The 26,366-nt window shown below is 40.8% G+C and carries 30 protein-coding genes; 14 read left to right on the forward strand and 16 right to left on the reverse strand.

Annotation, left to right across the window (positions count from 1 at the left end):
• The first annotated feature begins 5 nt into the window (after positions 1-5).
• Positions 6-299 carry a putative quinol monooxygenase gene (locus tag I2F31_RS07630; protein ID WP_195768809.1) on the forward strand — a complete coding sequence of 98 codons (294 nt, stop codon included), beginning with the start codon at positions 6-8 and terminating at the stop codon, positions 297-299.
• A 17-nt stretch (positions 300-316) separates the two neighbouring features.
• Entirely contained in the window at positions 317-1,015 is a 699-nt protein-coding gene (locus I2F31_RS07635; RefSeq protein ID WP_195768808.1) for an acetolactate decarboxylase, read from the forward strand.
• Between the two features lie 5 nt (positions 1,016-1,020).
• Here I2F31_RS07635 and I2F31_RS07640 read toward each other — a convergent pair whose 3' ends face one another.
• The 6 genes from I2F31_RS07640 to I2F31_RS07665 form a co-directional block, all read right to left on the reverse strand.
• Positions 1,021-1,479: a GNAT family N-acetyltransferase gene (locus tag I2F31_RS07640; protein WP_195768807.1), complete on the reverse strand. Its 459-nt coding sequence runs from the start codon at positions 1,477-1,479 to the stop codon at positions 1,021-1,023.
• Positions 1,480-1,530: 51 nt separating this feature from the next.
• The gene (locus I2F31_RS07645) at positions 1,531-2,091 is read right to left on the reverse strand and encodes a DNA-3-methyladenine glycosylase I (protein ID WP_195768806.1); all 561 of its coding nucleotides are present in this window, start codon (positions 2,089-2,091) and stop codon (positions 1,531-1,533) included.
• 4 nt (positions 2,092-2,095) lie between these two features.
• A complete protein-coding gene (locus tag I2F31_RS07650; RefSeq protein WP_195768805.1) occupies positions 2,096-2,347 on the reverse strand; it encodes a hypothetical protein in 252 nt (83 codons plus the stop codon).
• The gene (locus I2F31_RS07655) at positions 2,347-2,907 is read right to left on the reverse strand and encodes a M23 family metallopeptidase (protein ID WP_195773683.1); all 561 of its coding nucleotides are present in this window, start codon (positions 2,905-2,907) and stop codon (positions 2,347-2,349) included. The genes I2F31_RS07650 and I2F31_RS07655 overlap by 1 nt, the downstream gene beginning before the upstream one ends.
• On the reverse strand, positions 2,904-3,944 hold the full coding sequence (mutY, locus tag I2F31_RS07660) for an A/G-specific adenine glycosylase (RefSeq protein ID WP_195773685.1): 1,041 nt from the start codon (positions 3,942-3,944) through the stop codon (positions 2,904-2,906). Before mutY ends, I2F31_RS07655 begins: the two co-directional genes overlap by 4 nt.
• A gap of 67 nt (positions 3,945-4,011) precedes the next feature.
• Positions 4,012-4,356, reverse strand: coding sequence for an RcnB family protein (locus I2F31_RS07665; RefSeq protein WP_195773687.1), 345 nt, complete (start codon positions 4,354-4,356; stop codon positions 4,012-4,014).
• Between the two features lie 238 nt (positions 4,357-4,594).
• On the opposite strand from I2F31_RS07665, the gene I2F31_RS07670 reads away from it, so the two are divergent.
• Positions 4,595-5,563, forward strand: coding sequence for an alginate lyase family protein (locus I2F31_RS07670; RefSeq protein WP_195773689.1), 969 nt, complete (start codon positions 4,595-4,597; stop codon positions 5,561-5,563).
• On the opposite strand, the gene I2F31_RS07675 is transcribed toward I2F31_RS07670, so the two are convergent.
• On the reverse strand, positions 5,543-6,103 hold the full coding sequence (locus I2F31_RS07675) for a TetR/AcrR family transcriptional regulator (RefSeq protein ID WP_195773691.1): 561 nt from the start codon (positions 6,101-6,103) through the stop codon (positions 5,543-5,545). The two genes, I2F31_RS07670 and I2F31_RS07675, sit on opposite strands and share 21 nt — an antisense overlap.
• Positions 6,104-6,198: 95 nt before the next feature.
• Here I2F31_RS07675 and I2F31_RS07680 point away from each other — a divergent pair, with 95 nt between their 5' ends.
• Both I2F31_RS07680 and I2F31_RS07685 read left to right on the forward strand, forming a co-directional pair.
• On the forward strand, positions 6,199-6,699 hold the full coding sequence (locus I2F31_RS07680) for an HPP family protein (RefSeq protein ID WP_195768799.1): 501 nt from the start codon (positions 6,199-6,201) through the stop codon (positions 6,697-6,699).
• A gap of 218 nt (positions 6,700-6,917) precedes the next feature.
• On the forward strand, positions 6,918-9,005 hold the full coding sequence (locus I2F31_RS07685; protein WP_195773692.1) for a TonB-dependent receptor: 2,088 nt from the start codon (positions 6,918-6,920) through the stop codon (positions 9,003-9,005).
• 76 nt (positions 9,006-9,081) lie between these two features.
• Here I2F31_RS07685 and I2F31_RS07690 read toward each other — a convergent pair whose 3' ends face one another.
• Positions 9,082-9,822: a dienelactone hydrolase family protein gene (locus I2F31_RS07690; protein ID WP_195768797.1), complete on the reverse strand. Its 741-nt coding sequence runs from the start codon at positions 9,820-9,822 to the stop codon at positions 9,082-9,084.
• A gap of 199 nt (positions 9,823-10,021) precedes the next feature.
• Between I2F31_RS07690 and I2F31_RS07695 the strand changes: the two genes are divergently transcribed.
• Positions 10,022-10,483 carry a YcgN family cysteine cluster protein gene (locus I2F31_RS07695; RefSeq protein ID WP_407647874.1) on the forward strand — a complete coding sequence of 154 codons (462 nt, stop codon included), beginning with the start codon at positions 10,022-10,024 and terminating at the stop codon, positions 10,481-10,483.
• Between the two features lie 9 nt (positions 10,484-10,492).
• Here the strand turns inward: I2F31_RS07695 and I2F31_RS07700 are convergent, their stop codons facing one another.
• On the reverse strand, positions 10,493-11,125 hold the full coding sequence (locus I2F31_RS07700) for a cation transporter (protein WP_195768795.1): 633 nt from the start codon (positions 11,123-11,125) through the stop codon (positions 10,493-10,495).
• Positions 11,126-11,195: 70 nt separating this feature from the next.
• Between I2F31_RS07700 and I2F31_RS07705 the strand changes: the two genes are divergently transcribed.
• Positions 11,196-11,642: a Cd(II)/Pb(II)-responsive transcriptional regulator gene (locus I2F31_RS07705; RefSeq protein ID WP_195768794.1), complete on the forward strand. Its 447-nt coding sequence runs from the start codon at positions 11,196-11,198 to the stop codon at positions 11,640-11,642.
• Positions 11,643-11,686: 44 nt separating this feature from the next.
• Positions 11,687-12,961, forward strand: a complete 1,275-nt coding sequence (locus I2F31_RS07710; protein ID WP_195768793.1) for a replication-associated recombination protein A — start codon at positions 11,687-11,689, stop codon at positions 12,959-12,961.
• Here I2F31_RS07710 and I2F31_RS07715 read toward each other — a convergent pair.
• The 4 genes from I2F31_RS07715 to dapA all read right to left on the reverse strand — a co-directional run bounded on the left by I2F31_RS07715 (position 12,952) and on the right by dapA (position 16,203).
• The gene (locus tag I2F31_RS07715; RefSeq protein WP_195768792.1) at positions 12,952-13,833 is read right to left on the reverse strand and encodes an alpha/beta hydrolase; all 882 of its coding nucleotides are present in this window, start codon (positions 13,831-13,833) and stop codon (positions 12,952-12,954) included. The two genes, I2F31_RS07710 and I2F31_RS07715, sit on opposite strands and share 10 nt — an antisense overlap.
• Before the next feature lie 88 nt (positions 13,834-13,921).
• Positions 13,922-14,641 (reverse strand): phosphoribosylaminoimidazolesuccinocarboxamide synthase, encoded by a 720-nt coding sequence (purC, locus tag I2F31_RS07720; protein WP_195768791.1) that lies wholly within the window; start codon positions 14,639-14,641, stop codon positions 13,922-13,924.
• A gap of 36 nt (positions 14,642-14,677) precedes the next feature.
• Positions 14,678-15,295, reverse strand: a complete 618-nt coding sequence (locus I2F31_RS07725; protein WP_195768845.1) for a lipoprotein-34 precursor (NlpB) — start codon at positions 15,293-15,295, stop codon at positions 14,678-14,680.
• 14 nt (positions 15,296-15,309) lie between these two features.
• Positions 15,310-16,203 (reverse strand): 4-hydroxy-tetrahydrodipicolinate synthase, encoded by an 894-nt coding sequence (gene dapA, locus I2F31_RS07730; protein ID WP_195768790.1) that lies wholly within the window; start codon positions 16,201-16,203, stop codon positions 15,310-15,312.
• Positions 16,204-16,526: 323 nt separating this feature from the next.
• Between dapA and pncA the strand changes: the two genes are divergently transcribed.
• The 4 genes from pncA (at position 16,527) to I2F31_RS07750 (ending at position 20,396) form a co-directional block, all read left to right on the forward strand.
• Complete coding sequence (gene pncA / locus I2F31_RS07735) at positions 16,527-17,150, forward strand: bifunctional nicotinamidase/pyrazinamidase (protein ID WP_228285918.1); 624 nt, start codon at positions 16,527-16,529, stop codon at positions 17,148-17,150.
• Between the two features lie 564 nt (positions 17,151-17,714).
• Entirely contained in the window at positions 17,715-18,332 is a 618-nt protein-coding gene (locus I2F31_RS07740) for a LysE family translocator (protein WP_195768789.1), read from the forward strand.
• Between the two features lie 418 nt (positions 18,333-18,750).
• Positions 18,751-19,860, forward strand: coding sequence for an acyltransferase family protein (locus I2F31_RS07745; protein WP_195768788.1), 1,110 nt, complete (start codon positions 18,751-18,753; stop codon positions 19,858-19,860).
• A gap of 191 nt (positions 19,861-20,051) precedes the next feature.
• Positions 20,052-20,396, forward strand: a complete 345-nt coding sequence (locus tag I2F31_RS07750; protein WP_228285089.1) for a hypothetical protein — start codon at positions 20,052-20,054, stop codon at positions 20,394-20,396.
• Positions 20,397-20,440: 44 nt separating this feature from the next.
• On the opposite strand, the gene I2F31_RS07755 is transcribed toward I2F31_RS07750, so the two are convergent.
• Both I2F31_RS07755 and gabT read right to left on the reverse strand, forming a co-directional pair.
• Positions 20,441-21,886 carry an NAD-dependent succinate-semialdehyde dehydrogenase gene (locus I2F31_RS07755; RefSeq protein WP_195768786.1) on the reverse strand — a complete coding sequence of 482 codons (1,446 nt, stop codon included), beginning with the start codon at positions 21,884-21,886 and terminating at the stop codon, positions 20,441-20,443.
• A complete protein-coding gene (gene gabT, locus I2F31_RS07760; protein WP_195768785.1) occupies positions 21,883-23,181 on the reverse strand; it encodes a 4-aminobutyrate--2-oxoglutarate transaminase in 1,299 nt (432 codons plus the stop codon). Before gabT ends, I2F31_RS07755 begins: the two co-directional genes overlap by 4 nt.
• Before the next feature lie 153 nt (positions 23,182-23,334).
• Between gabT and pdxR the strand changes: the two genes are divergently transcribed.
• Together pdxR and I2F31_RS07770 are read left to right on the forward strand one after the other, a co-directional pair.
• A complete protein-coding gene (pdxR, locus tag I2F31_RS07765; protein WP_195773694.1) occupies positions 23,335-24,846 on the forward strand; it encodes a MocR-like pyridoxine biosynthesis transcription factor PdxR in 1,512 nt (503 codons plus the stop codon).
• A gap of 98 nt (positions 24,847-24,944) precedes the next feature.
• Positions 24,945-25,484, forward strand: a complete 540-nt coding sequence (locus I2F31_RS07770; RefSeq protein WP_195768783.1) for a hypothetical protein — start codon at positions 24,945-24,947, stop codon at positions 25,482-25,484.
• On the opposite strand, the gene I2F31_RS07775 is transcribed toward I2F31_RS07770, so the two are convergent.
• Complete coding sequence (locus tag I2F31_RS07775) at positions 25,481-26,365, reverse strand: LysR family transcriptional regulator ArgP (RefSeq protein ID WP_195768782.1); 885 nt, start codon at positions 26,363-26,365, stop codon at positions 25,481-25,483. The genes I2F31_RS07770 and I2F31_RS07775 overlap by 4 nt on opposite strands.
• Position 26,366: the final 1 nt, after the last annotated feature.

The raw sequence follows: 26,366 nt of genomic DNA on the forward strand, positions 1-26,366 counted from the left end.
GTTTTATGAGTTCTGTAAATATTTTAGCAACAATTAGATTCCCGATTGAGCAAGAAACAGAAGCAAAAGAAAAGCTCATTGCAATGCTAGAACCTTCTAGGGCAGAAGTTGGCAATGTTACGTATTCTTTGTTTCAAGATCAGACTGAACAGGCTTGCTTTATTTTTCAAGAAGTTTGGCACAGTGCAGAGGCTTTTACTGCCCATCAAAAAACAGCACATTTTATAGAGCTACTGGGTTATTTAAAGGACAATGCTCAGTCTGTTGATATTCAGCAACTATCTCGTCTAGACCTCTAAATTTTATAGGTTTGTTGATGAATAAAATTTATCAGTTCTCATCGATTGGTGCTTTAATGTCTGGCTATTTTAAGCCAGATCAAAATGTTTATGAGGTCTGTACTTGCTCGAGTATTGGTCTGGGGTGTTCTGAGTTGTTAAATGCCGAGGTCACGATTGTAAATGGCATTGTCTATACCGCAACAGCGGGAAGGCCAACTCAACACCAAACGCCACCTTTTTATACGCCATTCTATCAAGTCACAGATTTCTCTAACTTTAAAGAGCATCAGCTATGTACTGTAACTCAAGATACACTTGAGGAAGCGCTAAATCATTTAATGGTATTGAAGAATCACTTTGTGGCGATTCGTATTTATGCTGTATTTAAAAGTATTACCATGAGATGCCCTCAAGCTTCTGAAACACCAAGAAGTATTCAAGACGTTTCAGATCATCAAAAGGTTTCAACCTATCATGATTTAAAAGGTTGTTTAGTGGGTTTTTGGACACCTGAAGTCTTTGGTCGAATGTCGGTACCTGGTTTTCATCTTCATTTTCTAAGCCATGATCATTCAATCAGTGGTCATGTATTGGCTTATGAAACAACGTCAGCGACTTTACAGTTTGAAGAAAAACCGACTATAGAGCTGACTAACCCACAAACGAATGCATTTAATGATCTAGTCATAGACTTAGAGTCATTAGATGCCATGATTGAGCATGTTGAAAAGTAAATGTTTTAGGTACGTACTAGATCTTTTTCCATTGCATAAGCACAAGGCTGTTGGTTTTCGTAAATTGTTTCTGTGCAGACAAAACCAGATTTCTCATAAAAACTGGCAGCCGTCAGCGTAGACTCAACCCGTAACATACTGACCTGTAAAGTATTTAAATGTTTGATGGTTGTCTTGAGTAGTGCTGAACCAATACCATGCCCTTGATGCTTAGGTGATACGTAATTTAAAAAAATGTAGCCTGATGCTGAAAATAGAATAAAACCTTGCACACGATTGTCTACTTTATAGCTGTAGCCAATATGTTGTTGTAGCCATATTTCAAGTTGGTCTGGGGTTTTATTACTGAGCCATGCTTCAATGGTTTTAGGGTCATTTTGATGGTCTGCCACACAAGACAAGATGCTTTGTTCTATGACAGCTAAAATGTCTTTGTGGTCTGTAAAGTTGGCAAGTTCAATCATAGTATTTATATTTGTAGTCTGGGGTTTGATTGAATGTAGCAAAGAGAGATTTTATTTGTCTCGAGCATGTTGTGCCAACCAACAATGTTGATCATGACTACTGACCATGCCAGAGGCTTGCATAAATGCATAACAAATGGTTGGGCCCACAAATTTAAAGCCCTGCTTTTTGAGTGCTTTTGAGAGTTGCTGACTTTGTATAGAGGAGGTCATGGGTTCGTTGTGATATTGCGTTTGATGATCTACAAAAGACCACAGCCATGCTGAAATATTGGCTTCGGTGCATTTGAGATTTTGCCATGCCATGGCATTGTCTCGAATGGCTTTAAGTTTCCCCAAGTGGCGAATCAGCCCAGCGTCGGTACATTTTTGTAGAACCTCTTGGTCGCTGAGGGTTGCAATATGAGCAATAGGGTACTGGAAAAAATGTGCTCTATAGCAGGCGCGTTTTTTTAATACCGTGAGCCAAGATAATCCCGCTTGTTGTCCTTCTAAGCATAATTGCTCAAAGAGGGCATGCTCGTCATGTATCGGCTTTCCCCATTCAACATCATGGTAATGCATATACAATGAGTCTGCTGTACACCATGCGCAGCGGGTTTTATCTGTCATTGTTTTAAGCCAATGGTTCAAAGGCTTGCCATGCATCCTTCTTGGTGTCCCAAAAAAACAGCTTGGCTTGTTTTAACTCGTCTATAGACAAAGAAATATCTTTGCCTACCTTGTCGTTGTAGCCTGTGCTGATCACTAGACCATCTTCAGATACTTCCATGACCCAACCTTGATGGGTGATGTGCTCAAGCTGGATTTTTTGCTGGTTTCCTGCTTCTGCAAAAGCAATCAGGTGTTGTAAAAATTGATCTGACATTAGCGTCTACCATATAAATAAGAATAAGGGTTTACAGCACCACGACCTTGTCCATCGAGGTAAATGCTGTAGTGTAAATGACTGACTGTATTTTTTGCATTGCCTGTGTTGCCCACAGTACCAATACGTTGACCTGCTTTAACCTGTTGTCCAACGTGTAAGCCTCGTGCCAATGTGTCTAAGTGGGCATAATAGTGCCATGCACCTGCGGGGCCAATAATCCAAACCACAATACCGCCCAGTGTACTTGGTTTTAAACTTGCAATCACGCCGTTGGTGGTACTACTCACAGATGTTCCACGTGGAGCAATAATGTCGATACCATCGTGTGTACGGCCACCGCTACGTGCTGCACCCCAAGTATCACGCAGTTGTTTTTTAGTTACACCCTGTACAGGAATAGGGAGAGTTTGAGCCAGAGGCTGTGTTTTCAGCTGCGTGACCACAGAAGTGGGTAGGGCAACCGCTTTTTGATGACTGCTACAGGCAACGACTGTGAAGCTTGTGGTCGTTAGATACAAAGTGGTCAGCAGGTAGCGTGGGAAATTGATGCACTTCATCCAAGGCGTTCCATGTGTTGGTCGATGAGTTTTTGCATGGCTGTTGGTATGCCCCTATTGGTGGCCTCCGTGGGGGGTAACCATTCTCCATGTAGATGGCTCAAGCTTTGAGGCTGTGTGATATCTATAATATAAGCCTCTAGGTGCCATGTGAAGTGTGTAAATTGGTGTTTAATTTTTAAATGTGGACTGAGGTTAGCTTTAAGTCCTATTGCTTCTAGCTGAGCGATAAGATCATCTTGAGTGTCAAAAATAGGTAAGCACCACAAACCACCCCAAAGGCCAGTATTGTCACGTTGTTGCCAAAACCATTTTTCATGGTGTTGTAAGCACAGCACAAAACCTGTTTTTTCAGGCACAGCTTTTTTGGGTTTTTTAAATGGAATATAGGCTTGAGTGCCTTGTACATAGGCTTGGCAATGCGGTTGCATCGGGCAATATAAACACAGTGGTTTTTTAGGCGTGCAGATGGTTGCCCCTAAGTCCATAATGGCTTGGGTGTAGTCGTGGTTACGCTCGGTTGGACAGAGCTCGGTTGCTATACGCCACATGTTTTTATCATGCACAGATTTGGTTAAATCATCGGTAATGGCAAAAAATCGCGCAAGCACGCGTTTTACATTACCATCTAAAATTACGCCGTATTTACGTAATCCTAAAGACATGAGTGCCCCTCCGGTAGAAGGGCCAATGCCAGGTAGCTTAATCCAACCCTCTAGAGTATGTGGCAACTGTCCACCGTGTTGGAACACTTGTGTGGCCGCTTTGTGTAAATTTCTTGCACGTGCGTAGTAGCCAAGTCCTGCCCAATAGGGAGCAACATCGTCCCAACTGGCTTGCCCAAGCTCATTTACATTGGGAAAACGTTCAATAAAGCGGTCAAAATATTTAAGTACGGTTTTAACTTGAGTCTGCTGTAGCATAATTTCCGAGACCCATACTTTGTATGGATCATCTGCCACTTGCCACGGCAGATCATGGCGACCATATTGGTCAAACCATGTCAGTAGAGCATCTGAGAATTGAAACGATGGCATAAGGGCTGTCATTGAAAATCTATGCAGATTATAAAGCAATTTGCCATCGTGTTACATCATCAGCAGATTATCTAGGGCCTCCATGTGGGGCATATAGTGCACCCATTAAAATAGAGGTAATTACACCTGTGGCGACAGAAGTCAGTACATAATTACCGTCTATGTAGTGCCAACGATGCCCTCTAGGTGGTGGTGGTAAGCCTCGCTCGTGCCAGTCTTGTACTATGTACCCATGTTGTTGATATTGTGGAGTCAGTGGCTGACCACGCTGCCAGTTTTGAGGTGGCATTTGATGGTTTTGATACATTGGTGGTTCAGGTGGGCCATTGTACTCACCAAATGGCTCGGCATGACTGGCAAAACTTACGCTTGCCAAAATGAGTACGCTACTTATAAATGCAGTTTTTTTCATACCATGACACTCTGTCAACTATATATAGTCATTGAAATACACTGCTATATAAAAAGCATGAATGCTTTGTAAGGCTTAATTTATCTTTTGATGCAAATCTGTAGCATGGTCGGTTTAATTTTATTTTAAATTGCGAGGTTTATATATTACGGTGAATTATAGAGCCGTGGTGAATACCTAGATGATGATTAAGCAGATAGGCCTTGTTTTTACATGCTTTGTATTGGGGTTACCCCAAGTGAGTCAGGCAAATGATTGTGTTGCCATGTCATATATTCAACATAGTACGCTTGCTTCGAGCGTGAGCCGTTATATGCAACGGCAGCCACATGCATTGCCTTATTTGCATACGGAAGGCACTTTACCCAACGCACCACATTATCATGATTATGTAGAAAGCCGTTTTGATCTAACCCTTATGCATAATGCTGCTTTGGCATGGACGTTAGGCATACAAGCAGATGCGACTTTGGCGATGGCAAAAACCTATATTCTGACATGGGTGGATACTTATCAGCCCTCTTATAATCCAATTGATGAAAGTAGTTTTGCTTTACTGATCGACAGCTATGGCATGTTGCGTCAGCAGTTTTCAGCCAGTGAGCAACAGCATATAGATACGTATTTAGACCGTTGGGCACAAGGTTATCTTGAACGTATGGCTCAAGCCCCTGTAAAAGGCACATGGATAAATAACTGGAACAGTTACCGTGTTGAGCTTGTGACCATGATTGCTTTTGTATTGCAAAATCCACAACGAATACAGCAAGCAAAAAATGCCTATCAACAACAAATTGAACATAATATTGATGCCAAAGGCATAACGATGGATTATAAAGACAGAGATGCCATTCATTATGTCACTTACGATTTACAACCATTACTTGTGAGTGCTTATATCGCACAGCGTTATGGACAAAACTGGTATGACTGGCAAGCAACAAATGGTGCATCACTTAAAAAAGCCATCATTTGGGCTGACCCATATACATCTGGGAAAACCCCACATCAAGAGTTTGCTCAAACACAGGTCAAGTTTGATCGACAACGTGCAGCATATGGTTTACCGAATTATAGTGGTGCGTATAACCCTAAAGAGTCGACAAATTATTACTGGCAATTGGGTTTAATCCAACCACAAGCAATAACACAGGCACAGCAGTTGAGCATGTCTGCACCGTTTAATTTAGTTTATGGCTGTTGGTGATGTTTTATAATATAGCAGATTGTTGATATTTTGCTTTATATCATTGGCAAGTATTGGGTCAAAACCATCGACTAAACATCGGCTAATCAGTCCTTCAATCAGCGTGTAAATCAGCTCATGTAAATGTGGTTTTTCTGCCATGGTACAGTGCTTTTCAATGAGTTGTTTAATCCATTGTTTGTGAGCAATGGCAATCTCTCGAATGTCTTGCTCATTGCTTGATTCTGCAACTGCTCTGACAAATAAACAGCCTTTGAAGTCATGTTGTTGAAACCATGCAATATGCCATTCAAAAATTTTATCAATCGCATGTACTCCTTTAGCAGTACCAATATATTCAAATAAGCTGTGTTTGAATCTCTGATCTCGTGCTTGTAGTACAGACATAACCAACTGATTTTTATTTTTAAAATAGGTATACATGGTGGTTTTTGAGCAACCAGATTCATCACGAATAGCATCAACGCCTACGCCTATAAAATTATTTTTATTAAATAGCTTCTCTGCAGTTTCTAAAATTTTTAAAGCAGATTTTGACACGTGTATGACTCCTTAAATAAAATAGTACAGATCTGTACTATTTTTGGGTTTGTCTGTTATTATAGGCTGAAAATAATAGGTCAAAGGACAAAATAATGCATGCCATACTCAGTATAAAAGAAAAATTCATCGCATCTATTCAAATTGGAGATATCCTTACAGGGCTCATTGGTGGAACATGTAGTATTTTTACTTTGCTTTTGTTGAGCAAAAACTTTGGTCATATTTATATCATGGCACCTTTTGGAGCAACTTGTGTGTTGTTGTATGCCGCCTCACAATCACCGCTTGCACAGCCGAAAAATATTATATTTGGTCATCTCATTTCTGCGGTGGTTGGTTTATTGTTTTTAACTTTTTTACCAATATCAACGTTGAGTATTGCTGTCTCGGTCGGGTGTGCCATTGCTTTTATGCAATTGTTTAAATGTGTACATCCACCTGCAGGTGCTAACCCATTAGTGATCTTACTCACTGCTCATACAACGCATTATGATTGGACGTTTCTTATTTTTCCTGTGTTGTCAGGTGCGGTGATCTTGGTGATGATTTCGATGGTGATACATCAGATGAAACGTTGTATAGAACAAAAGTAGCCATCTATGCGAAAGGGTGATTTTAGAAAAATTTTCCTTTCGCAATTTTTGATTTTAGTAAAAAACCGAATAAAAATATTGAGTATGAGGTATGCCACGGAATACTTTATGAAAACACAAATTAATTAGTTGATAATGATTATTGTTAATATTTGTTTAAGATATTGTGTGTACTTTGTAATCAATTTTATTACATGTGACATAAGTTATTATTTTTTATGAAAAAGACAATTTTATTTATTTCCATATTATCTTCACTTTCTGGGGCGAGTTTTGCGGCACAGGTTGAGTCATTGCCGACCATTCAAACAAAGGCCGATCAACTTACGTTAAAGCAACAGGTCACTCAAGCCTCTACAGCGACTAAAGGCACATTACAGCTTAAAGATGTGCCTCAAACGGTAAACGTGATTCCACAAGAAATTTTAAAAGAGCAGGCGGTGACTTCTGTTCAAGGTGCATTGCAAAACGTGCCAGGTGTTGGTTTTAGTACAGGCGATGGTCAGCGAGATCAAGTCTCTATTCGTGGCTTTAACTCGGTTTATGACAGTTATGTCGATGGTTTTCGTGATGACGCAATGTATTACAGAGACTTGTCAAATACCGAGCGTATAGAAGTGGTCAAAGGCCCTGCTTCAGTACTGTATGGTCGTGGTTCGGCAGGTGGTTTGATTAACCGTGTAACTAAAAAACCAACCAGTCAGCCTTTACGTGAAGTGGCTTTAATGGGCAGTACGATTGGTCAAAGACGTTCACAGATTGATATTAATCAACCCATTACTGAAACAGTTAAAGCAAGATTGACAGGTGCCGTTGAGAATTCAGGTGGTTATCGTGATCATGCCTTCTTAGAGCGTCAAGCTGTTGCACCCTCTGTATTGTGGGATATTTCAGATAAAACAAAACTGTTAGTACAAGCAGATTATTTACATGATAATCGTTTGGCTGATCAGGGTTTTCCACTAGATTCAAGCACAGGAAGACCATTGGCATTAAATCCTAAAGTGTATTTAGGGCCAGCTAATGTGAAAGAAGCGGCAAATACAGATACTGAAGTTAAAAGTGCAACCATTACTTTAGATCACCAATTTAACGGTGTTTGGAAATACCATGGTGTTGTACATGCATATACGTATTCTTTAGATCGTCAATTGCCTGATTCAAAATATAATCCTAAAACGAGTGCTCTTTCGATCATACAAAATCGCCGTTTTCGTAATGAAAAAGGGGTAGCTACACAACAAGAGATTTCTGGAAAGTTTAGTACGGCAAGTATTGAACATAATGTCTTGGTCGGTGTAGAACTCAGTCATCAAAATAAAAATGATAAAGTTTTTTCAAGCTCTGTTTCATCTAACCTAGATATTAATAATATTGTCTTACCTGTGTGGACGCCTGTATCAACGGTAACACCTGCAACAATCAGTCAAAATAATAGTACGAATAAGGCGTTGTATATTCAAGATTTGATTGGATTAAATGATCAGCTTAAAATGTTGATTGGCGGACGTTATGATATTTTAGATCAGAAGCGTTCGACATTTATTCCGAAAACAAACAAAATGACGCCTTATAATCGTACTGATTATAAAGTTTCACCACGTATTGGCCTTGTTTATGAGCCAGTTGATAACTTATCTTTATATGCTTCTTATAATCAATCTTTTCAGCCATTATCAGATGCGCTCGCTGTATACAGTAACTTATCTAGCTTAAAACCAACTCAAACCAAGAGTTATGAGATAGGTACAAAATGGGACATCACACCAGATTATAATGTGTCATTGTCTATATTTAACACAACACAAAACAATATATTACAAGCTGATCCATCTAACTCTCAAGTCGCTGTTGTTGCAGGTGAACAACGTACAAAAGGTTTTGAGATATCAACTGTTGGGCAAATTACCAATAAATTATCGGTGTTGGCGGGTTATGCATATCTTGATTCTAAAATTACGAAGTCTGTATTATCAACAGTATCTGCTGGTAATACAGCAGCATTATCTCCAACAAGTTCAGCGAACGTATGGGTTAAATATACGTTCAATGATAACTGGTATGCTGCAATTGGTGGCCGAGCGCAAACGAGTCAATATGCATCTTCTGCAAATAAGTTGAAACTAGCTGGCTATACGGTTGTTAATGCTTCTGCTGGTTATAGTACTGATCGCTATGATGTAGGCCTAAATGTGAACAATATTTTTGACCGTCATTACTATGCTTCAGCACATGGTTTATCTGATCAGGGGGCATTAATTGGTAACCCAGTAAATGCACAGTTGACGCTACGCTACCGTTTTTAAGGCGTGATTGATGTTAAAAAACAGGTTAAAGAGTGACTTTAACCTGTTTTTTTATTTTTGATGCTGGCATTTATGTTTACTGTGAGGCAAACCGCTTTTTAAGTAACTGAGCCAATGCCTCAAGGCTTTGTTGTTCAGCTGTTGCACTGTAGGCTAAATCGACTCCAGTTTTTAAGTGACGCTCATCTGATTTAGGGTTGGCAAAACCATGTTTTGCACCTTCTAAACGTAAAATTTGATAAGAAACATCAGCATCTTTGAGTTCTTTTTCAATCGCATCGACATCTTCTAGTGGAATCATACTGTCATCGACACCATGACAAACCAAGACATCGCCTTTAATCAGGCCTGTTTTGGCAGGGTTATTTGTTTTTAGCGTACCGTGAAAAGATGCAATCACGTCAAGTGGTGCCCCAATTCGTGCCAGCTCTAATGCAATTTTTCCACCAAAACAAAAACCAATCGCAGCCAGTTTTTTAGGGTCAACTTCGGGCTGAGCGGCCAAGGTCGCTAAAGCTGCTTGAGCACGATCAACTAACGTGTTGGGCTTTTCAAACACTTCATTCATGTAGGCACTGGCTTCAGTCGCCAATTCAGTCGATGCTTTGTTACCGTACATATCTATGGCAAAACTTGCATAGCCTTGCTGTGCAAATTGTTTGGCACGTTCAACCATATATGCATCTCGTCCCCACCATTCAGGGCCAAGAATGATGCCTGCGACAGGTTGATTTGTTTCTGGTGCAGCAAAAAAGCCAATCAGTGTTTTACCATCATGGGCAGTATATTCAATTTCACGAGTCACAATGTTATGCATGTTGATTACCTGTTGTATCAATGAAAATACTAGCGGTGTAATAAGAAATCTAAATTCATGATATCTGAAAATCATGTCATGCACTGTGAGCAAATTTTTGCTGATGTAAAAAATTGTAAGGGCTGAATTTCTCTTTGATCTACAGAAGAGTGCTCAATTTATAAGATAAGCCATGCTACACTAGCCATGTTGTGTTGATATTGGTTTAGGCATGTCTTTACGCCCTCAGTTTTGGCAAAAATACCCCTTAGATGCATTAAATGCCCAAGAGTGGGAAGCATTGTGTGATGGTTGTGGTTTATGTTGTTTGATTAAACTTGAAGACGATGACACGCAAGAAGTGACGTACACCAAGGTGGCATGTCATCTACTCGACTGCTCAACAGGGCATTGCTCGGACTATACTCATCGAAAAAACTTTGTTCCAGATTGTATTCAACTGAACATACAGACCATTGAGCAAATTGCCTATTGGTTACCATCAAGTTGTGCTTATAGACGTAGGCATGAGGGTAAGAAATTACCCCCATGGCACTACTTAAATACAGGCTCTAGAGAAAGTGTGATTACGGCCAAAAAGTCTGTGGCAGGGCGTTGTATTTCAGAATATGATATCCCTGAACAAGACATTGACCAATATATTGTACGTTGGGTGCGTTAAAGTTTACTTTTAATGCACAGGTGTGAAACGACCTTTTTGGCGTTCAGCACGGGCTTGCTTAATAATTTGTAAACCACCAGAAAAGCCAAGTACTGCCATAATTGATGCGACCAATAAGTCAGGGAACGCACTTTGTGTACCAAATACGCCTAAAGCTGCAAGTAACACGGCCACATTACCAATCGCGTCGTTACGGCTACATAGCCACACTGAGCGCATGTTTGAGTCGCCATCTCTAAAGGTATACAGTACCAAAGCACTGATAATATTGGCTACTAAAGCCAATACACCAATCAAGCCCATGGTCATGGCTTCGGGTGGTTGACCATTGCTATATGACCAAATGACTTTTGCAACGACAAAAATGGCAAATAACAGCATCATACTGCCTTTAAGCAGTGCGGCATTGGCACGCCAATATAGGCTCATACCCAAAGCAATCAAAGAAATAATATAGTTAAACGAATCACCCGCAAAGTCGAGTGAATCTGCCCAGAGCGAGGCTGAGCCAGATTGCATACCACCAATCACTTCAATAAGAAATAATGAAAGATTGAGCACCAATGCAATCCATAAAGCATTACGAAATTTTTTTGAATGCGTTTTTGTTGGTGCGTCGTGATGACAATGACAACCAGCCATTTGAAAATCTCCTCTAACAGATTTAAACTGATTAAAAAGCTTGGTGTAGCTCTAAGGTCAAGGAGTTTTTATGCAATTTACCATTGGCGAGTTGGCCAAGAAAGCCAAACTCAGTGCAGATACAATCCGCTTTTATGAAAAAAAACAGTTGATTCGCCCCCCACGCCGGGCCGACAATAACTACAGATATTATGACCAAGATAGTCTGACCCGACTGATTTTTATTCGGCATTGTCGTGAGCTTGGTATGTCACTCAAAGAAATTCAGGCATTGCATGAGCAATTACAGCAACCTGAGCAAAATTGTGGTCATGTTAATGATGTGATTAGTGAACACTTACAGCATGTTACTGAAAAAATTCAGCAATTAGAGCAGTTTAAAGTACAACTTGAGCAGTTGAAAAACTCTTGCCAAGCCAATGCTTCAGTAAAAGATTGTGAGATTATACAAGCCCTACAACGCCCTGATGATTACCAAGAGAGCATCTCTGTCAGCCGTTTAGATTTACATTCATAGATACCACGAGTTGGTTTGACTCACAGTAAAAGATAGAAGTCCTTATGAGCGATAGCAGTAATATTCCACTTCCTGAGCGTTTACGCCCACGTGACCTGTCTGAAATTTTAGGGCAGGCACATTTATTAAATGCCGATGCACCATTTCGCCAAATGATTGATCAGGGGCATTTGCCTTCTATTATTTTTTGGGGGCCACCGGGTGTGGGTAAAACCACCTTGGCATCATTACTTGCGCAAGCAGTCGACCGTCCATTTTTGAGTTTATCTGCTTTAAATACAGGGGTGAAAGAGCTTCGTGAAGTGATTGCTGAAAGTGGTGATTTAATTACCCCTGTGGTGTTTATTGATGAAATTCATCGTTTTAATAAGTCACAGCAAGACGCACTGCTCGGGGCAGTGGAAAAAGGCAAAATTACTTTGGTGGGTGCAACCACCGAAAACCCATCGTTTGAAGTCAATAGTGCATTGCTGTCACGTTGTCAGGTTTATACGCTTAATGCCTTAGACAGCGATGCCATCAAAGCGTTATTAGACCAAGCACTGAGCCGTGACCGTATTTTGCAACAGCGTCATCTTTATATTGATGAGTACGAAGCACTGATTCAGTTTTCAGGGGGAGATGCCAGAAAGGCACTCAATTTACTCGATTTAGTGGCCAATACCTTTGACCCAGAGCAAGAAGAAAACCATATTAATAATGGCTTGGTGGTCAAAGTTGCACAGCAAAGCAGTGCCCGTTATGACAAGTCAGGGGAACAACACTACGACTTAGCATCGGCTTTAATTAAATCGATTCGTGGTAGTGACCCAGATGCAGCGTTATATTGGCTTGCTCGTATGCTAAAAGGCGGTGAAGACCCTGTATTTATTTCCCGCCGTTTGCTTATTTTAGCCTCGGAAGATATTGGTAATTCAAACCCAAATGCGTTGTTGCTGGCAGGTGAAAGCATGCGTGCAGTACAAGCGATTGGTATGCCTGAAGCTCGAATTATTTTAGGACAGTGTGTGGTGTATTTGGCGACCAGTGCCAAGAGTAACAGTACTTATTTAGCCATTAATAAAGCCATGGCCTTGGCTGAAAAAACAGCAAATTTGGCTGTGCCACTGCATTTGCGTAATGCACCGACGGACTTTATGAAAACTCAAGGTTATGGGGCAGACTATTTATATCCACATGACTACCCAGAGCATTTTGTGAAACAAAACTATTTACCTGAGGAGTTAGTCGGCACAAAACTATACGAGTCTGCCCGTAATAAGCGTGAAGTAGAAGGTGAAAAACTACAACAACGCCGTTGGCAAGACACTCAGTCGTGAAATTGTTGCTGTTGCCATTGTAAGAATAATGCAGGCCATTGCTTGGTTTCAGTATTGTTGCCTAAGCCCCAACCATGCCCACCGCGATCAAATACAATCAGTTGATTGCTGATATGGTGTTGCTGTAGTGCTTGGTGTAGCAGTTCACTATTGGCTATAGGTGAAATGGTGTCGTCACGGGCATGGGCAATAAACATGGGGGGCGTATTTGCGGTGACATTCATGTTTACACTATATTGGCTGAGTAATGCCTTGTTACTGTTGCCATTAAAAAGTACTTTATAGGCATGGGTATGATTGAGCGGCGCTTGCATGCTGACAACAGGGTAGAGCAATACGGCAAAATCAGGTCGGGCAGACACAGTGTCGGTTGAGTCGACTGAGTTATAAAATGGTTTAGCCCACTGCGTCGCCAACATCCCTGCCACATGCCCACCTGCGGAAAAGCCCATAACGCCAATGTGCCGATATTGTCCTGTGGTTTTGATTAAGCGTATGGCACGTTGTGCATCGGCAAAAGGAAGGTCTCGTGTACTGGCCTGACCAATGCTTGGCAAACGGTACACCAATTCAAATAGGGTAAAACCATGTTGTTGTAGCCATAATGCAGTGGGTGTGCCTTCTTTATTCACAACTTCATGGGCATACCCACCACCGCTCATGACTAAAATGGCGGTATGGTTTGACTGTGTGGGGGTATAGACAGCCATAAATGGCGTAGGTGCAGTTTTTATATTTTTTTTGAGTTGATGTTTTGGGCTTTTAGGTGCGGTGTCATTTGGCCACAGCGAGATAATATCAATAGGCTGAGCTTGTAGTGCAGTACTGATGATAAAAATTAGCACAAAAACTGAGTATTGTTTAATTGACATGGTACATGGAAACCAATGAAGCCAGTTTCTTGAGTGTATAACAAAAAACCGAGCCATTTGGCTCGGTTTTTTGTAAAGCAGACGAGGTTTAGATGCTGTCTAGGTTAATGCCTAAACGTGTTGCAACTTCTTCGTATGCTTCAACCACATCGCCTAAACCTTGGCGGAAGCGGTCTTTGTCTAATTTTTTCTTGGTTTCTTTATCCCATAGACGGCAACCATCTGGTGAGAATTCATCACCTAAAACAATGCGGTCATGGAATACACCAAACTCAAGTTTAAAGTCGACCAGTAACATACCGCCTTTTTCAAATAAGTCGGTAAGCACTTGGTTTACTTTGTAAGTGAGCACTTTCATTTGCTCTAGTTGTTCGGCTGTTGCCCAACCCAGCGCAATAGATTGTGACTCATTGACCATTGGGTCACCTAAGGCATCATCTTTAAAGAATAACTCAAATGTTGGTGGTGTAAGTACTTTGCCTTCTTCTACACCTAAGCGACGGCACAGTGAACCTGCAGCATAGTTACGAATGACGCACTCTACAGGAATCATGTCTAGGCGTTTGACCAACACTTCACTTGGGTTAATGAGTTTTTCAAAATGGGTTTCAATGCCTGCTTCTGCAAGCTTTTCCATAATGAACGCATTAAACAGGTTATTTACCTTGCCCTTACGGTCTAATTGCGCAATTTTCTCGCCGTTAAATGCCGAAGCATCGTCACGGAATACTAAGATTAAAAGGTCTGGATTATCTGTGGTGTAGACAGATTTTGCTTTACCGGTATAGAGCAGGGTGTTTTTTAACATGGGGCTAACCTGTTTTTAAAAATAAGTCCTAGCGTACTAGGCTGGCCAATTCTGAGCGATTTGACCTAAAAGTTCTTCCGCTTGAGTTTGATCGGCAAAACTGTTGTCAGGGTTGAACACAACCAATGTATTTTCTTTGCCAACGGCAGAGAGTTTTAACACATAGGTCTTTTGGTTCACCTGAATGGTCGCTTCGTAGCGTGTCGGGTTTTGCCCTGTAACGCTATAGTTTAGACTGCTGAGCGTTGCCAATGTGTACTGCCAAATGGTATCAGATTTACCACTAACTTTCAGCAGTGGATTGCGTTTTGTATCAAATAAAACCACAGGGCGAGGGTATTGGTTTTGTGCATTTTTAGCCTGTGTACGGTTTTGTACTTGCTCAAATGGACGAGGCATGGCAAAGCGATTGCCTTTTTGGTTTTCAAAGTCAGGTGCTTTTTCGAGTGCCATAGGGCTAATGATAGGAGCAGGGTACAGCGGTGTCGCTGCACGTGCATCTATATCTTGTGGGTATTTTAACGGTTCAATATTCTCAGCTTTTTTATAGTCTAATGAGCCATTGTTGACTGCAAGTTTGGTACTTAGGGTGCTACACCCTGTCATGGCCAACGCAGAAAGTAACGCTACGCTTATGCCTACACGTAATTGCATCATAAAAAGTACCCTTAAATAAGTTTTGCAGATTTGAGTGCGTCACGGACATCTGCATGATATTGTTCTGCCAATGCGGTGAGTGGTAAACGAATACCACTACAGATCATACCCATTTCGCACAGTGCCCATTTGACAGGAATTGGGTTTGATTCGCAAAATAAAATATTGTTTAGATTTGCAATTTTTTCTGCAAGGTTTCTTGTGTTTTGGGCATCACCTGCCAAAGCATACTCACAGATTTGACTGACTGTTTTAGGTGCAATATTTGCTGTTACGGAAATATTACCTTTACCACCAACAAGCATGAGTTCTGCTGCCGTGTCATCATCGCCTGAGTAGACTGCTATTTTCCCTTGTAGGCGTTCAATGAGGTCTTGACCACGAGCGACATCACCTGTGGCATCTTTAATACCAATAATATTGTCAACTTCTGCTAAACGTAACACGGTATCATTACTTAAATCTGCAACAGTACGCCCAGGAACATTGTATAAAATGACTGGAATGTTGGCAGATGCGGCAATGGCTTTAAAGTGTTGATATAGGCCTTCTTGTGTCGGTTTATTATAGTAAGGTACGACAGACAAGACAGCATCTGCACCCATTATATGGGCTTCTTTAGTGAGTTTGACGGCTTCATGGGTAGAATTTGCCCCTGTGCCTGCAATAATGGGTATGCGTTTGTTGGCAATGCGAATCACTTCTTGAATGACTTTGGCATGTTCTTGCATGGTCAGTGTTGATGACTCACCTGATGTACCTACAGCGACAATGGCATGTGTACCTTCTTGAATATGCCACTCAACAAGCTTCTCTAGGCCCTTCCAATCTACGTTACCATCTTCAAGCATAGGGGTGACGAGTGCGACGATTGAGCCTTGAATGTTCTGAGCTAGCTGAGTCATTTTGAAAAAATATCCTGTTGGGCCATTCATATTTTATTTTAATCAATAAAGCAGATGGTTCATATTTAGAATTTAAAACCATGGATTCGTTGTGAATCATGGTATGTTGGTCTATCTATATTATGGTAGCGTAAATTGTCGCCAATGGCATAACTTAAGAGACGTCCAATCCACTTTATAGACATTTTTTGCTATTTTTTCAACCATATTTACTGTGATTATTCGATACAGTGCTTTTAATGTTGAGCTTTTTTTTAAAACACTGTGTAGATGGGTTCAAAAAGAGTATTTTGAAGAAGTTGACATTTTGTTGGAGTCTTATAATGTTGGATAAACAGGCGGCCTTAATTGTCGTTGATGTGCAAAATGGTTTTACGCCAGGTGGGCAGTTGGCTGTAAATAATGCAGACCAAATTATTCCGCTGATTAATCAATTGGCAACCCAATTTCACAATGTGGTCTTAACTCAAGATTGGCATACGGCAGATCATATTTCTTTTGCTGACCAGCACCCCAATAAACAGCCCTTTGATTTAATAACTTTAGATTATGGCCCGCAAGTACTTTGGCCTAGACACTGTGTGCAAGGTACGCAAGATGCCGAGTTTCATCCACTATTAAATATCCCAACGGCACAGCTGATTGTGCGAAAAGGCTTTCATGCACATATAGACAGCTATTCGGCTTTTTTAGAAGCAGATCATGTGACGACTACTGGTTTGGCAGGATATTTACAAGCACGTGGCATAGATACTGTGTATGTGGTGGGCATTGCAACAGATTTTTGTGTGGCATGGACAGCAATTGACGCGACAAAGCTGGGCTTTAAAACCTATGTGATTGAAGATGCAACTGCAGCCATTGATTTAAATGGTTCTTTGGCACAAGCATGGCAACAGATGCAGGCGAACGGTGTTATTAAAATACACTCAGGTGATTTGTCATAAAAAAAACAGCAGTTACTGGAGTTGAGCAACGTGCTGTTAGGTGGTGGTCTGAGTAAAACGACGGCTTTTTACTTGGACCGATTACAGTGATTCACTGTATTTTCTTAGTATTTTACGCTTACGCCATTTATACCAATTGGCATATTCTTGTTTTGTGTTAGACCTTCATATATTCATTGTTTTGAACGATTATAATTATCTACTAATCTTAAAAAATAGATAGACCACGGCACAGAATTGGTAGATAATGTTAACTTATCATGTGTTTAGTTGATTTTATTAAATACTAAAAATTATTAGAGCATAGGTGTTTCAATACTTTTTATCTTTTAAAAGGTGAGCTGTGCTATTTAAGTGCGTACGACTGAATTATATAAAAAGTCAATGGTTTTTCTACTCGGTATATTTTATAACATCCATCTCATGTAAAAAACCGAATGAAAGCATTGAGCGGCTGAGAATATTTTAAAATACCTTTTTAATTTCTAAGCATGTATAACGTACTGTTCGCTTGGTAAGACATAATAAGTGGTTATTATTTTTAAATAAAAAGTTGAGTATGAAATGAACTGGTTTGAGTTATTTACTTATATGTTGACTGTGATTGTAATGATTGCAACACCTGGACCTGTGATGTTGTTGGTGGCCAGTGCAGGCTTAAAAGGGGGGTATAAAAAAGCACTGCAAACCATTTTTGGTACAAACTTGGCTTCTTTGTGTTTAATTGCCATTTCTGTATTAGTGCTGAAAGGGCTACTGAGCATTAATGAGCAAGTTTTTATTGTAATTAAAATTTTGGGTTGTTTGTATATTTTACATTTGGCTGTGCAGTTGTTTCGTGATGCCTTGGCACATCAAAATGATGTGATTACTGCATCTGCATCACAGCAAGGCGGCTTTAAAAAAGGCTTTTTGGTGGGGATTTCTAACCCGAAAGATATTATTTTCTTTTCTGCATTTTTTCCTCAGTTCATACACGTGACTACAGATTTAAACTTGAGTTTGTTGGTTCTTACTTTGGCGTGGATTGCCTTAGATTTTATGACGCTGTCTGTGGTGTATGCAGGGTTTAATCGGTTATCTAAAAGTCGTCACTACGGTAAAATGTTGATGTTGTGTGCGGTCATTTTAATGTTGGTGGCACTGTATGGTATTGGTCTTTCGATTATGCATTTGATATAACAGGCATTGGGGAGTAATGGTTTATTACTGTAAACAACTGCAAAGGTGTTAGATCATATTCCACATTAAAAATGGAGCGTTTAACTCCATTTTTTTCGTATTATCAGTATGTTATTTATTTTAGTGCATTTTAATATTGTTAGACTATGAGCATGGGATTAGTACATCATAATATCAAAAGGCTACAAAAGTCAGTAAGGCAATAGTAACCTGATATCTATCAGAGGAATTTTGTATGACTAAATTAGATGGTGCGGGACATAACACATGCTATCAAATCAATTTTCCATCATAGGGTCGGCTCTATTCAAATTTTAGATCATGTGCAGTATGTTATTTATGCTGATGAGTTTTATTGTGTTCAAACTTGTTAAAGACATATGATCTCTTCTAATTCTTCAATGATATTTAATAAAATATGCGGAACTATAAAATTGATATCTTACGTGGTATTTCCATACTTTTGGTCTTAATTCATCATTTTAATATTCCTTATAAGATACACGATACATTTCTTGGTGTTCTGGTTTTTGGAGAAAACTTGAGTACGTTAGTCGCTAGAAATGGTAATTATGGTGTAACCATGTTTTTTGTTATTTCTGGCTTTTTAATTACCCAAAATATTTTAAAAAGAGAGGGCACTTTAGAAAAAATCAATCTTAAAAATTTCTATATTCGTCGTATAGCTAGAATTATTCCAAGCTTAATCTTACTCATTTCATTGGTTACTTTTCTCAAATCTTTAGGGCTATCGCCCTTTATGAATCATGATCCAAATAACATTAAAGTATCGTACTGGTTCACTGTTTTTTCTGCATGTACGTTCTGGATGAATATTTTAATCATTGAAAATGGTTGGGTTAATTATGTTTTAGGCGTTTTATGGTCACTCTCAGTGGAAGAGGTTTTTTATATTGTATTTCCTATACTCTGTTTAATTCTAGGTCGTGGAAAGCTTTTAGTTCTACCTCTGATAGCAATTGCCGTTTATGCACCCTATTTTCGTTCATTGCATTTTGGTGCGGATAATGAAATATATCTCTACCATTACTTTGCTAGTTTTGATGGCCTAGCTATAGGATGTTTAACAGCTTTATTTGCAAAGGGTTTTAATAAAATACGACCCTTTAAAAATATAATCATGAGTGTAGTGTCGATCTCAATGATCATTATATATGTTTATGCACCAATTAAAGAGGTAAGTACATGGGGGGTAAGTGCTTTTGCAATACTTACAGCTATTTTACTCGTTTGTTTTTTGCAAGAAAGTAAAGTTGATACACAATCTATTTTTTCTAGAATAATGATATGGATTGGGGTGCGTAGTTATGAAATTTATTTATTTCATTTGATCATATTAGGTTTGTTTAAGGTATTTTTTATCCCCAAAGAAACCTTACCTATTGAGAAGATCATTCTACTTCTATTATATTTTGTTTTGGTATTTCTACTCAGTTGGTTTATTGAAAAGTATTACTCTTCACCGCTTAATGTTAAAATTAGAAACCAATTTATAGCCAAAAACTAATTCCTCCTAAACATGGTATGAGCCCTGACACTTTATAATAGAAGTCCGCAATGCCTCATATGAAGGAGGCCAAGCCAAATGAAGACTTACCTTAGTGAATTTGAATCGCAGATATAGATACTTTTTGCCAACATGATCATGCACAACAGCGTTTATGATCAGTGTTATAGATGTTTATGCTAGGAAAAAATATGCTTTGTCCTAAATGCCATGCTTCAAATGTTGAAGAAAGAGATCATGAGCAACAGTTAAAAACGGTCGGCGGTGTAATGCTTGGTTCGGCAGGTGTTGCTGCAGGTGCAGTTGGTGGTGCGGCGGCAGGTGCGTCTACTGGTGCTGCCATTGGTACATTGGCAGGACCATTAGGGATTATTACAGGGGCAACCATTGGTACTTTTGTGGGTGCAATTAGTGCAGGAGTAACAGGGGGATTTTTAGGTCGCCGTGTGGGGCATAAAGCAGGAACAGTGGTCGATAAAAATGTATTTTTTGATTATAAGTGCTTACAGTGTGGGCATCGTTTTAATGCGACTTGAGATTTAAAAAAAGCGAGCCAAGTGGCTCGCCTTTTTTATAGGTTTTAAGCAGAAATATCTACACAGAGGTATTTCATTTCTAGGTATTCCTCAATCCCCTCTTGTGAGCCTTCACGACCTAAACCAGATTGTTTAACACCGCCAAACGGAGCAACTTCATTCGAAATAGCACCTGTATTTACCCCAACCATGCCGTATTCGAGTTGCTCTGCAACACGCCATTGTCTGGCTGTACTTTGGGTAAATAGGTAAGCGGCTAAACCAAACTCGGTGTCGTTGGCAAGCGTAATCACCTCATCTTCTTGTTCAAAACAAAACAGTGGTGCAAGTGGGCCAAAAGTTTCTTCTTTTGCCACTTTCATGTCTTGGGTGACACCTGCAAGCACTGTAGGTTGAAAGAAGCGGTTACCTTGGTCAGTTGATGCACCGCCCGTTAAAATACGTGCGCCTTTTTCGGTTGCATCACTGATGTGTGACAGCACTTTGTCTACTGCAGATTGTGCAATGAGAGGTCCTTGGGTGGTGCCTTGCTCACGGCCATCACCGACTTTAAGTGCTTTAACTGCTTCAACCAATTTTTCGCTCAGTTGTTCATAAATGCCTGCTTGTACATAAATACGGTTGGCACAGACACAGGTTTGTCCGCTGTTTCTAAATTTACTTGCCATAATGCCTTGTACTGCTTGGTCAAGGTTGGCATCGTCAAAAATAATCACAGGGGCGTTACCACCTAACTCTAAAGAGAGCTTTTTGATGGTTGGTGCACATTGCTGCATTAAGATACGACCCACTTGGGTTGACCCTGTAAAGCTCAGTTTACGTACCGTGTCACTTGCACAGAGGGTTTGCCCAACTTCAGCTGCTTCGCCATTGATATTAATCAGTAAGTCTTGTGGTAAGCCAGCTTGTAGTGCCAATACTTCTAAAGCGTAGGCTGTGAGTGGTGTCAATTCAGCAGGTTTTACAATCATAGAACAGCCTGCTGCTAGGGCAGGTGCTGCTTTACGGGTAATCATAGCTGCTGGAAAGTTCCATGGCGTAATGGCTGCAGTCACGCCAATGGGTTGTTTAAGCACTAAAAGACGCTGTTGATTTTGTGTTGGGGCAATGATATTGCCTTCCACGCGGCGGGCTTGTTCGGCAAACCAACGTATAAACGATGCTGCATAGCCAATCTCACCTTGTGCTTCCGCCAGTGGCTTACCTTGTTCTGCAGTTAAAATTTCGGCTAAAGCAGCTTTATTTTCAATGAGCGTGTTATACCATGCCCATAAAATGTCGGCACGTTCGAGTGCTGTTTTTTGCTTCCATGCAGACTGTGCAATTTGCGAGCGAGCAATTGCCTGTTCGACTTCCGCTTGGTCATGTTTTTTGACCCAAGCTAAAGGTGTTTCCGTTGAAGCATCTGTCACTTCAATGGCTGGATAATCTGGTGCAGTAAAGCAAATGTCTGTGTGTTGGAGCAAAGGTTGTAAGTGTGCTGAAATCATGCAGATTGCTCCGAATGGTTGTTCAGGTTTTCAGGCAAATCAATTGAGCGAAAGCCTTGTTTTAAAATTTGCAGGGCTTGTTCAAACTGTGTTGTTGGAATGGTTAATGGATATAAAAAGCGAATCACATTACCATGTTTACCACAGGTCAGTAGCAATAAACCGTGTTGCATTGCGTAGTCTTGTACGGCTTTTGCAAGTGTGGCAGTTTCAACCTCGACTGCAATCATAGAACCAAGTGCACGAATGTCTTTAATCAGGCTTGGCTGTGCTTGAGCAATTTCTTTTAATGTGGTCACGAGTGTTTGACCCAATGTGTTGGCACGTTCACACAGTTTTTCTTCTTCAATGGCATCAATCACAGCATGTGCTGCCGCTACAGCAATTGGGTTACCTGCATATGTACCACCCAGACCACCAGGGTTTGGTGCGTCCATCACTTCAGCACGACCCACCACGCCAGAAATTGGGAAACCACCGCCTAAGCTTTTTGCCATCGTAATCAGGTCAGCTTTGGTGTTGTAATGGTGCATGGCAAACAGTTGTCCTGTACGAGCAAAGCCAGATTGTACTTCGTCCGCAATCAGTAAAATGCCATGTGTGTCGCACAGTACACGTAAGCGTGTTAAAAACTCGCTGGGTACAATATGGAAACCACCTTCGCCTTGTACTGGTTCGAGTACAATAGCCGCCACATCATGTGCGGCAATGTCTTCGCTAAAAATATCTTCAATACTCGAAATCGCAGCATCTACACTCATGCCTTGTTGTGGCACAGGGTAGCGTGCATGAAATACGCCTGCAGGCATGACACCAAAGTCACGTTTATAAGGTGCTGTTTTACCTGTCATGGCCATGGTCATAAATGAGCGACCGTGAAAACCATTACCAAAAGTAATAATACCGTGGCGACCTGTATATGAACGTGCAATTTTCACTGCATTTTCGACTGCTTCTGCACCTGTGGTAAAAAATGTTGTTTTTGCAGGTCCTTCAATGGGTGCACGTGCATTAATTTTTTCTGCCAATGCCACATAGCTTTCGTATGGGGTTACTTGGTATGCCGTATGGGTAAATTGTTCTAACTGGGCTTTAACAGCTTCAATGACTTTAGGGTGGCGATGGCCTGTGTTGAGTACTGCAATACCACCTGCAAAGTCGGTATAGGCATTGCCTTGTTGATCCCAAATGGTTGCATTTTCAGCTTTTTCTGCGTACCACTGGCACATCACGCCTACGCCTCGAGGGGTTGCTTGTTGTTTGCGTTGGTTTAAATCGTTGTATTGGCTACTCATATTTTTACCCTGTAATATTGTGGGAGTATTGGCGTTATTGTAGAGATATAATGCATGTGTGATCAGATGCTTTACAATACCCATGATGAAGTAAATGTGTCGTATTCGGGCTTGTTTTACGAGAGCCACTTTTGATGTCTAGGAGAGAGCCAATTGCGTAGTTTATTGGGCGATTATGTATTGCAAAGATTACAGCAAGAACAGGTCGGTACATTACAGCAACGTTTATTTCGTTGTTTGCGTTATGCCATGTTAGAAGGCATATTGGCCCCTAAAACACGTTTGCCTGCATCTCGAGATTTAGCACAAGAAATTAAAATGTCACGCAATACCGTACTTGGTACGTATGACCAATTACAAGCTGAAGGCTATGTAGAGGCACGTACAGGGCGTGGCACATGGGTGGCAGAGCATTTACCCGATGATTATTTGTCTTTACCAAAAACAACATCTGCCCCGCAAGCTCAAGTGGTACAGCCATACTTTCAACTTTCACAGCGGGGCAGTCAGTTGGTGGGCTATGCGGCTGCGTCACCACATCAGTGGGGTGCTTTTGTGCCTGGTGCACCCGATGTCACCGAATTTCCACACCATATTTTTAGTCGTATTCAAGCCAAATTAAGTAAGTCACCGCAAGTGGAGCAATTGATTTATAGCAGTGCAGGGGGCTGTGCATCACTGCGTCAGGCATTGGCAGAGCATTTGCGGGTCGCACGTTCAGTACAGTGCGATGCAGAACAAATTATTATTACCGAAGGCATTCATCAGGCCATAGATTTAGTCACACGTACATTAAGCGATGTCGGTGATCGGGTATGGATTGAAGACCCTGCATATTGGGGCGTTCGCAATAATTTAAGAGTGAATGGGGCTGATATTTATCCTTTGCCTGTAGATGCCGAAGGTATTGTACCTGAGTTAAACCCTACAAAAAGTCCAAAGCTGATTTTTGTGACACCATCGCATCAGTACCCATTAGGGGTGCATTTGAGCTTGGCACGGCGTAAGCAATTATTACAGATTGCACAGCAACATGACAGTTGGGTTGTAGAAGATGACTATGACAGTGAGTTTCGTTTTTCGGGTTTACCGTATCCGTCATTGCAAGGTTTAGAAAAAGACAGTCGTGTCATCTACATGGGTACATTTAGTAAAACCATTTATCCTGCACTGCGGATTGGTTATGTGGTTGTGCCGAAAGCTTTATGTACACCATTGCGTACTGCTGCTGCAGAGCTTTACCGTGGTGGGCACTTGCTGGTTCAAAGAGCATTGGCTGAGTTTATTAAAGAGGGGCATTATGAGGCACATATACGCCGTATGCGGTTACTGTATGCCAAACGGCGTAATTATTTAATTGAATTGATTCGTCGCTATTTGGGCGATGCTTTTTTACATGAGTTTGACGATGCCTCAGGTTTGCATTTGGTTTTAAAATTGCCAGTGCATATCGATGATGTGGCATTGGCGCAAAAGGCACTGGCTCAGGGCGTTAAAGTCAGACCGTTATCGCAATATTATATGTATAGCCATGCCCGTGCCCAGCGTGGATTACTCTTGGGTTTTGCATGCGTTGATGAGTCTGACATGATGTCTGCATTTGCTGTATTATTGGCGTGTTTACGTGAGATTGGTGGTGTAGTTGTACCACTTAAGTTGAATTAGTCGAGATTTGTATTGAATGTGTGTTAATCTGTAGAAGTGTTCAAGAAAACAGCAAAAGTAATAAAATTTAAAAAAACTAAAATATTTGAGTAGAGACTATGAAAAATTATGGCATATGGGCTGTATTGGTAGTCGTTGTTGTTATGCAGGGGTGTCAGTCGCATCAGACAAGTGGGCAAACACCTGCTTTTGGTCTGTTGCAAAGTAAAAGTTTTGCCATGACCCCAGAGCAATTTCGTGTTGCCATCAATCAGAAAATGACCCTTGCAGGGTTAACGACATTACCACCTTTGGAATTAAATAATCAGTTTTTTACAGTCGGGCATATTGCTGAACAGCAGATTACACTTGAGGGTAAAGTGAATGCAGATGGGCAGTTAACTTTATTGCGTTACCGAAGTTATTTGGTCGATGAAAAAAGCCTGCGTGTGGCGATGACACTCATTAAAAACACGGCACAAGTTTTACCGCCAATGGTTAGTGAACAAGACAAAGACAATTGGATTGAACAGGTCATGGAAGATGCCGTGGCCAGTCCAGACAACTTTGCTGAAAAAGAAGTCCAACGCCATATTATTTACTCGGCAACAAGTCAACCAAATGGCATGTTTGAAGTGTCATATCGGATTTTAAATTAGTCTTGTTGTAACAGCTTTTGGGTTTGCTGTTGTACGCTCTCGGTCAGCTGTTTCATTTGCTCAGACTGTTGTTGCCAATGATGCCAATACAGTGCGACATCTGTACTGAGTGTGTCAGACAATATGACTAAATTACTGGTTTGAATTTGTAAGTCGGGGAGCATGCCATAGCCAAACCCCATTTCAATGGCATGTAAAAATGACTCTGAAGAGGGGATCAGATGGTATGGGTAGAGTGCCTTTGCAAGCCCGAAATGTTGCAATAAAATTTTGACATGCATTTCATCTTTACGGTTAAAAATGACAGCAGGCGCATGCCGTAGCGCTTGTCGTGAAATACCTTTTGGAAACCACTGCTGTATAAATGTAGGGCTTGCCACCATGTGGTAGCGAATTTTACCTAGGTACAGTGCATGACAGCCTTGTTGCGCGGTTGGAATACTAGAGATACAAGCATTGACTTGCCCAGAGCTGAGCAAATGATGGGTGTGGTCTTGGTCGTCTAAATGGATTTTTAAAATAATTTTTTCTTTCAGTATGGTTTGTTGCAAGGCAGGTAAAAACCATGTGGCGAGGCTGTCTGCATTGATTGCAATATGGGCTTGATAAAAAGCACTGTCTTGATGTTTTCCTGTAAATTGATGAAATAAATCTTGCTCAAGTAACGTGACTTTATTGAGATATTGCAGTAGGTCTTGCCCTACTTGTGTGGGACGGCACGGGCGTTCTCGAATCAGTAAAACATGTCCAATCGATTGCTCTAGAGCTTTGACACGTAATGTGACGGCTGAAGCGGTGACATTCAATTGTAAGGCAGCATGCTCAAAACTCCCTGTTTCGACCACAGCTAAAAATGCTTGGCATTGTTTGTGATCTAGCATG

This window comes from Acinetobacter rathckeae, from assembly GCF_015627125.1.
GTDB lineage: Bacteria > Pseudomonadota > Gammaproteobacteria > Pseudomonadales > Moraxellaceae > Acinetobacter > Acinetobacter rathckeae.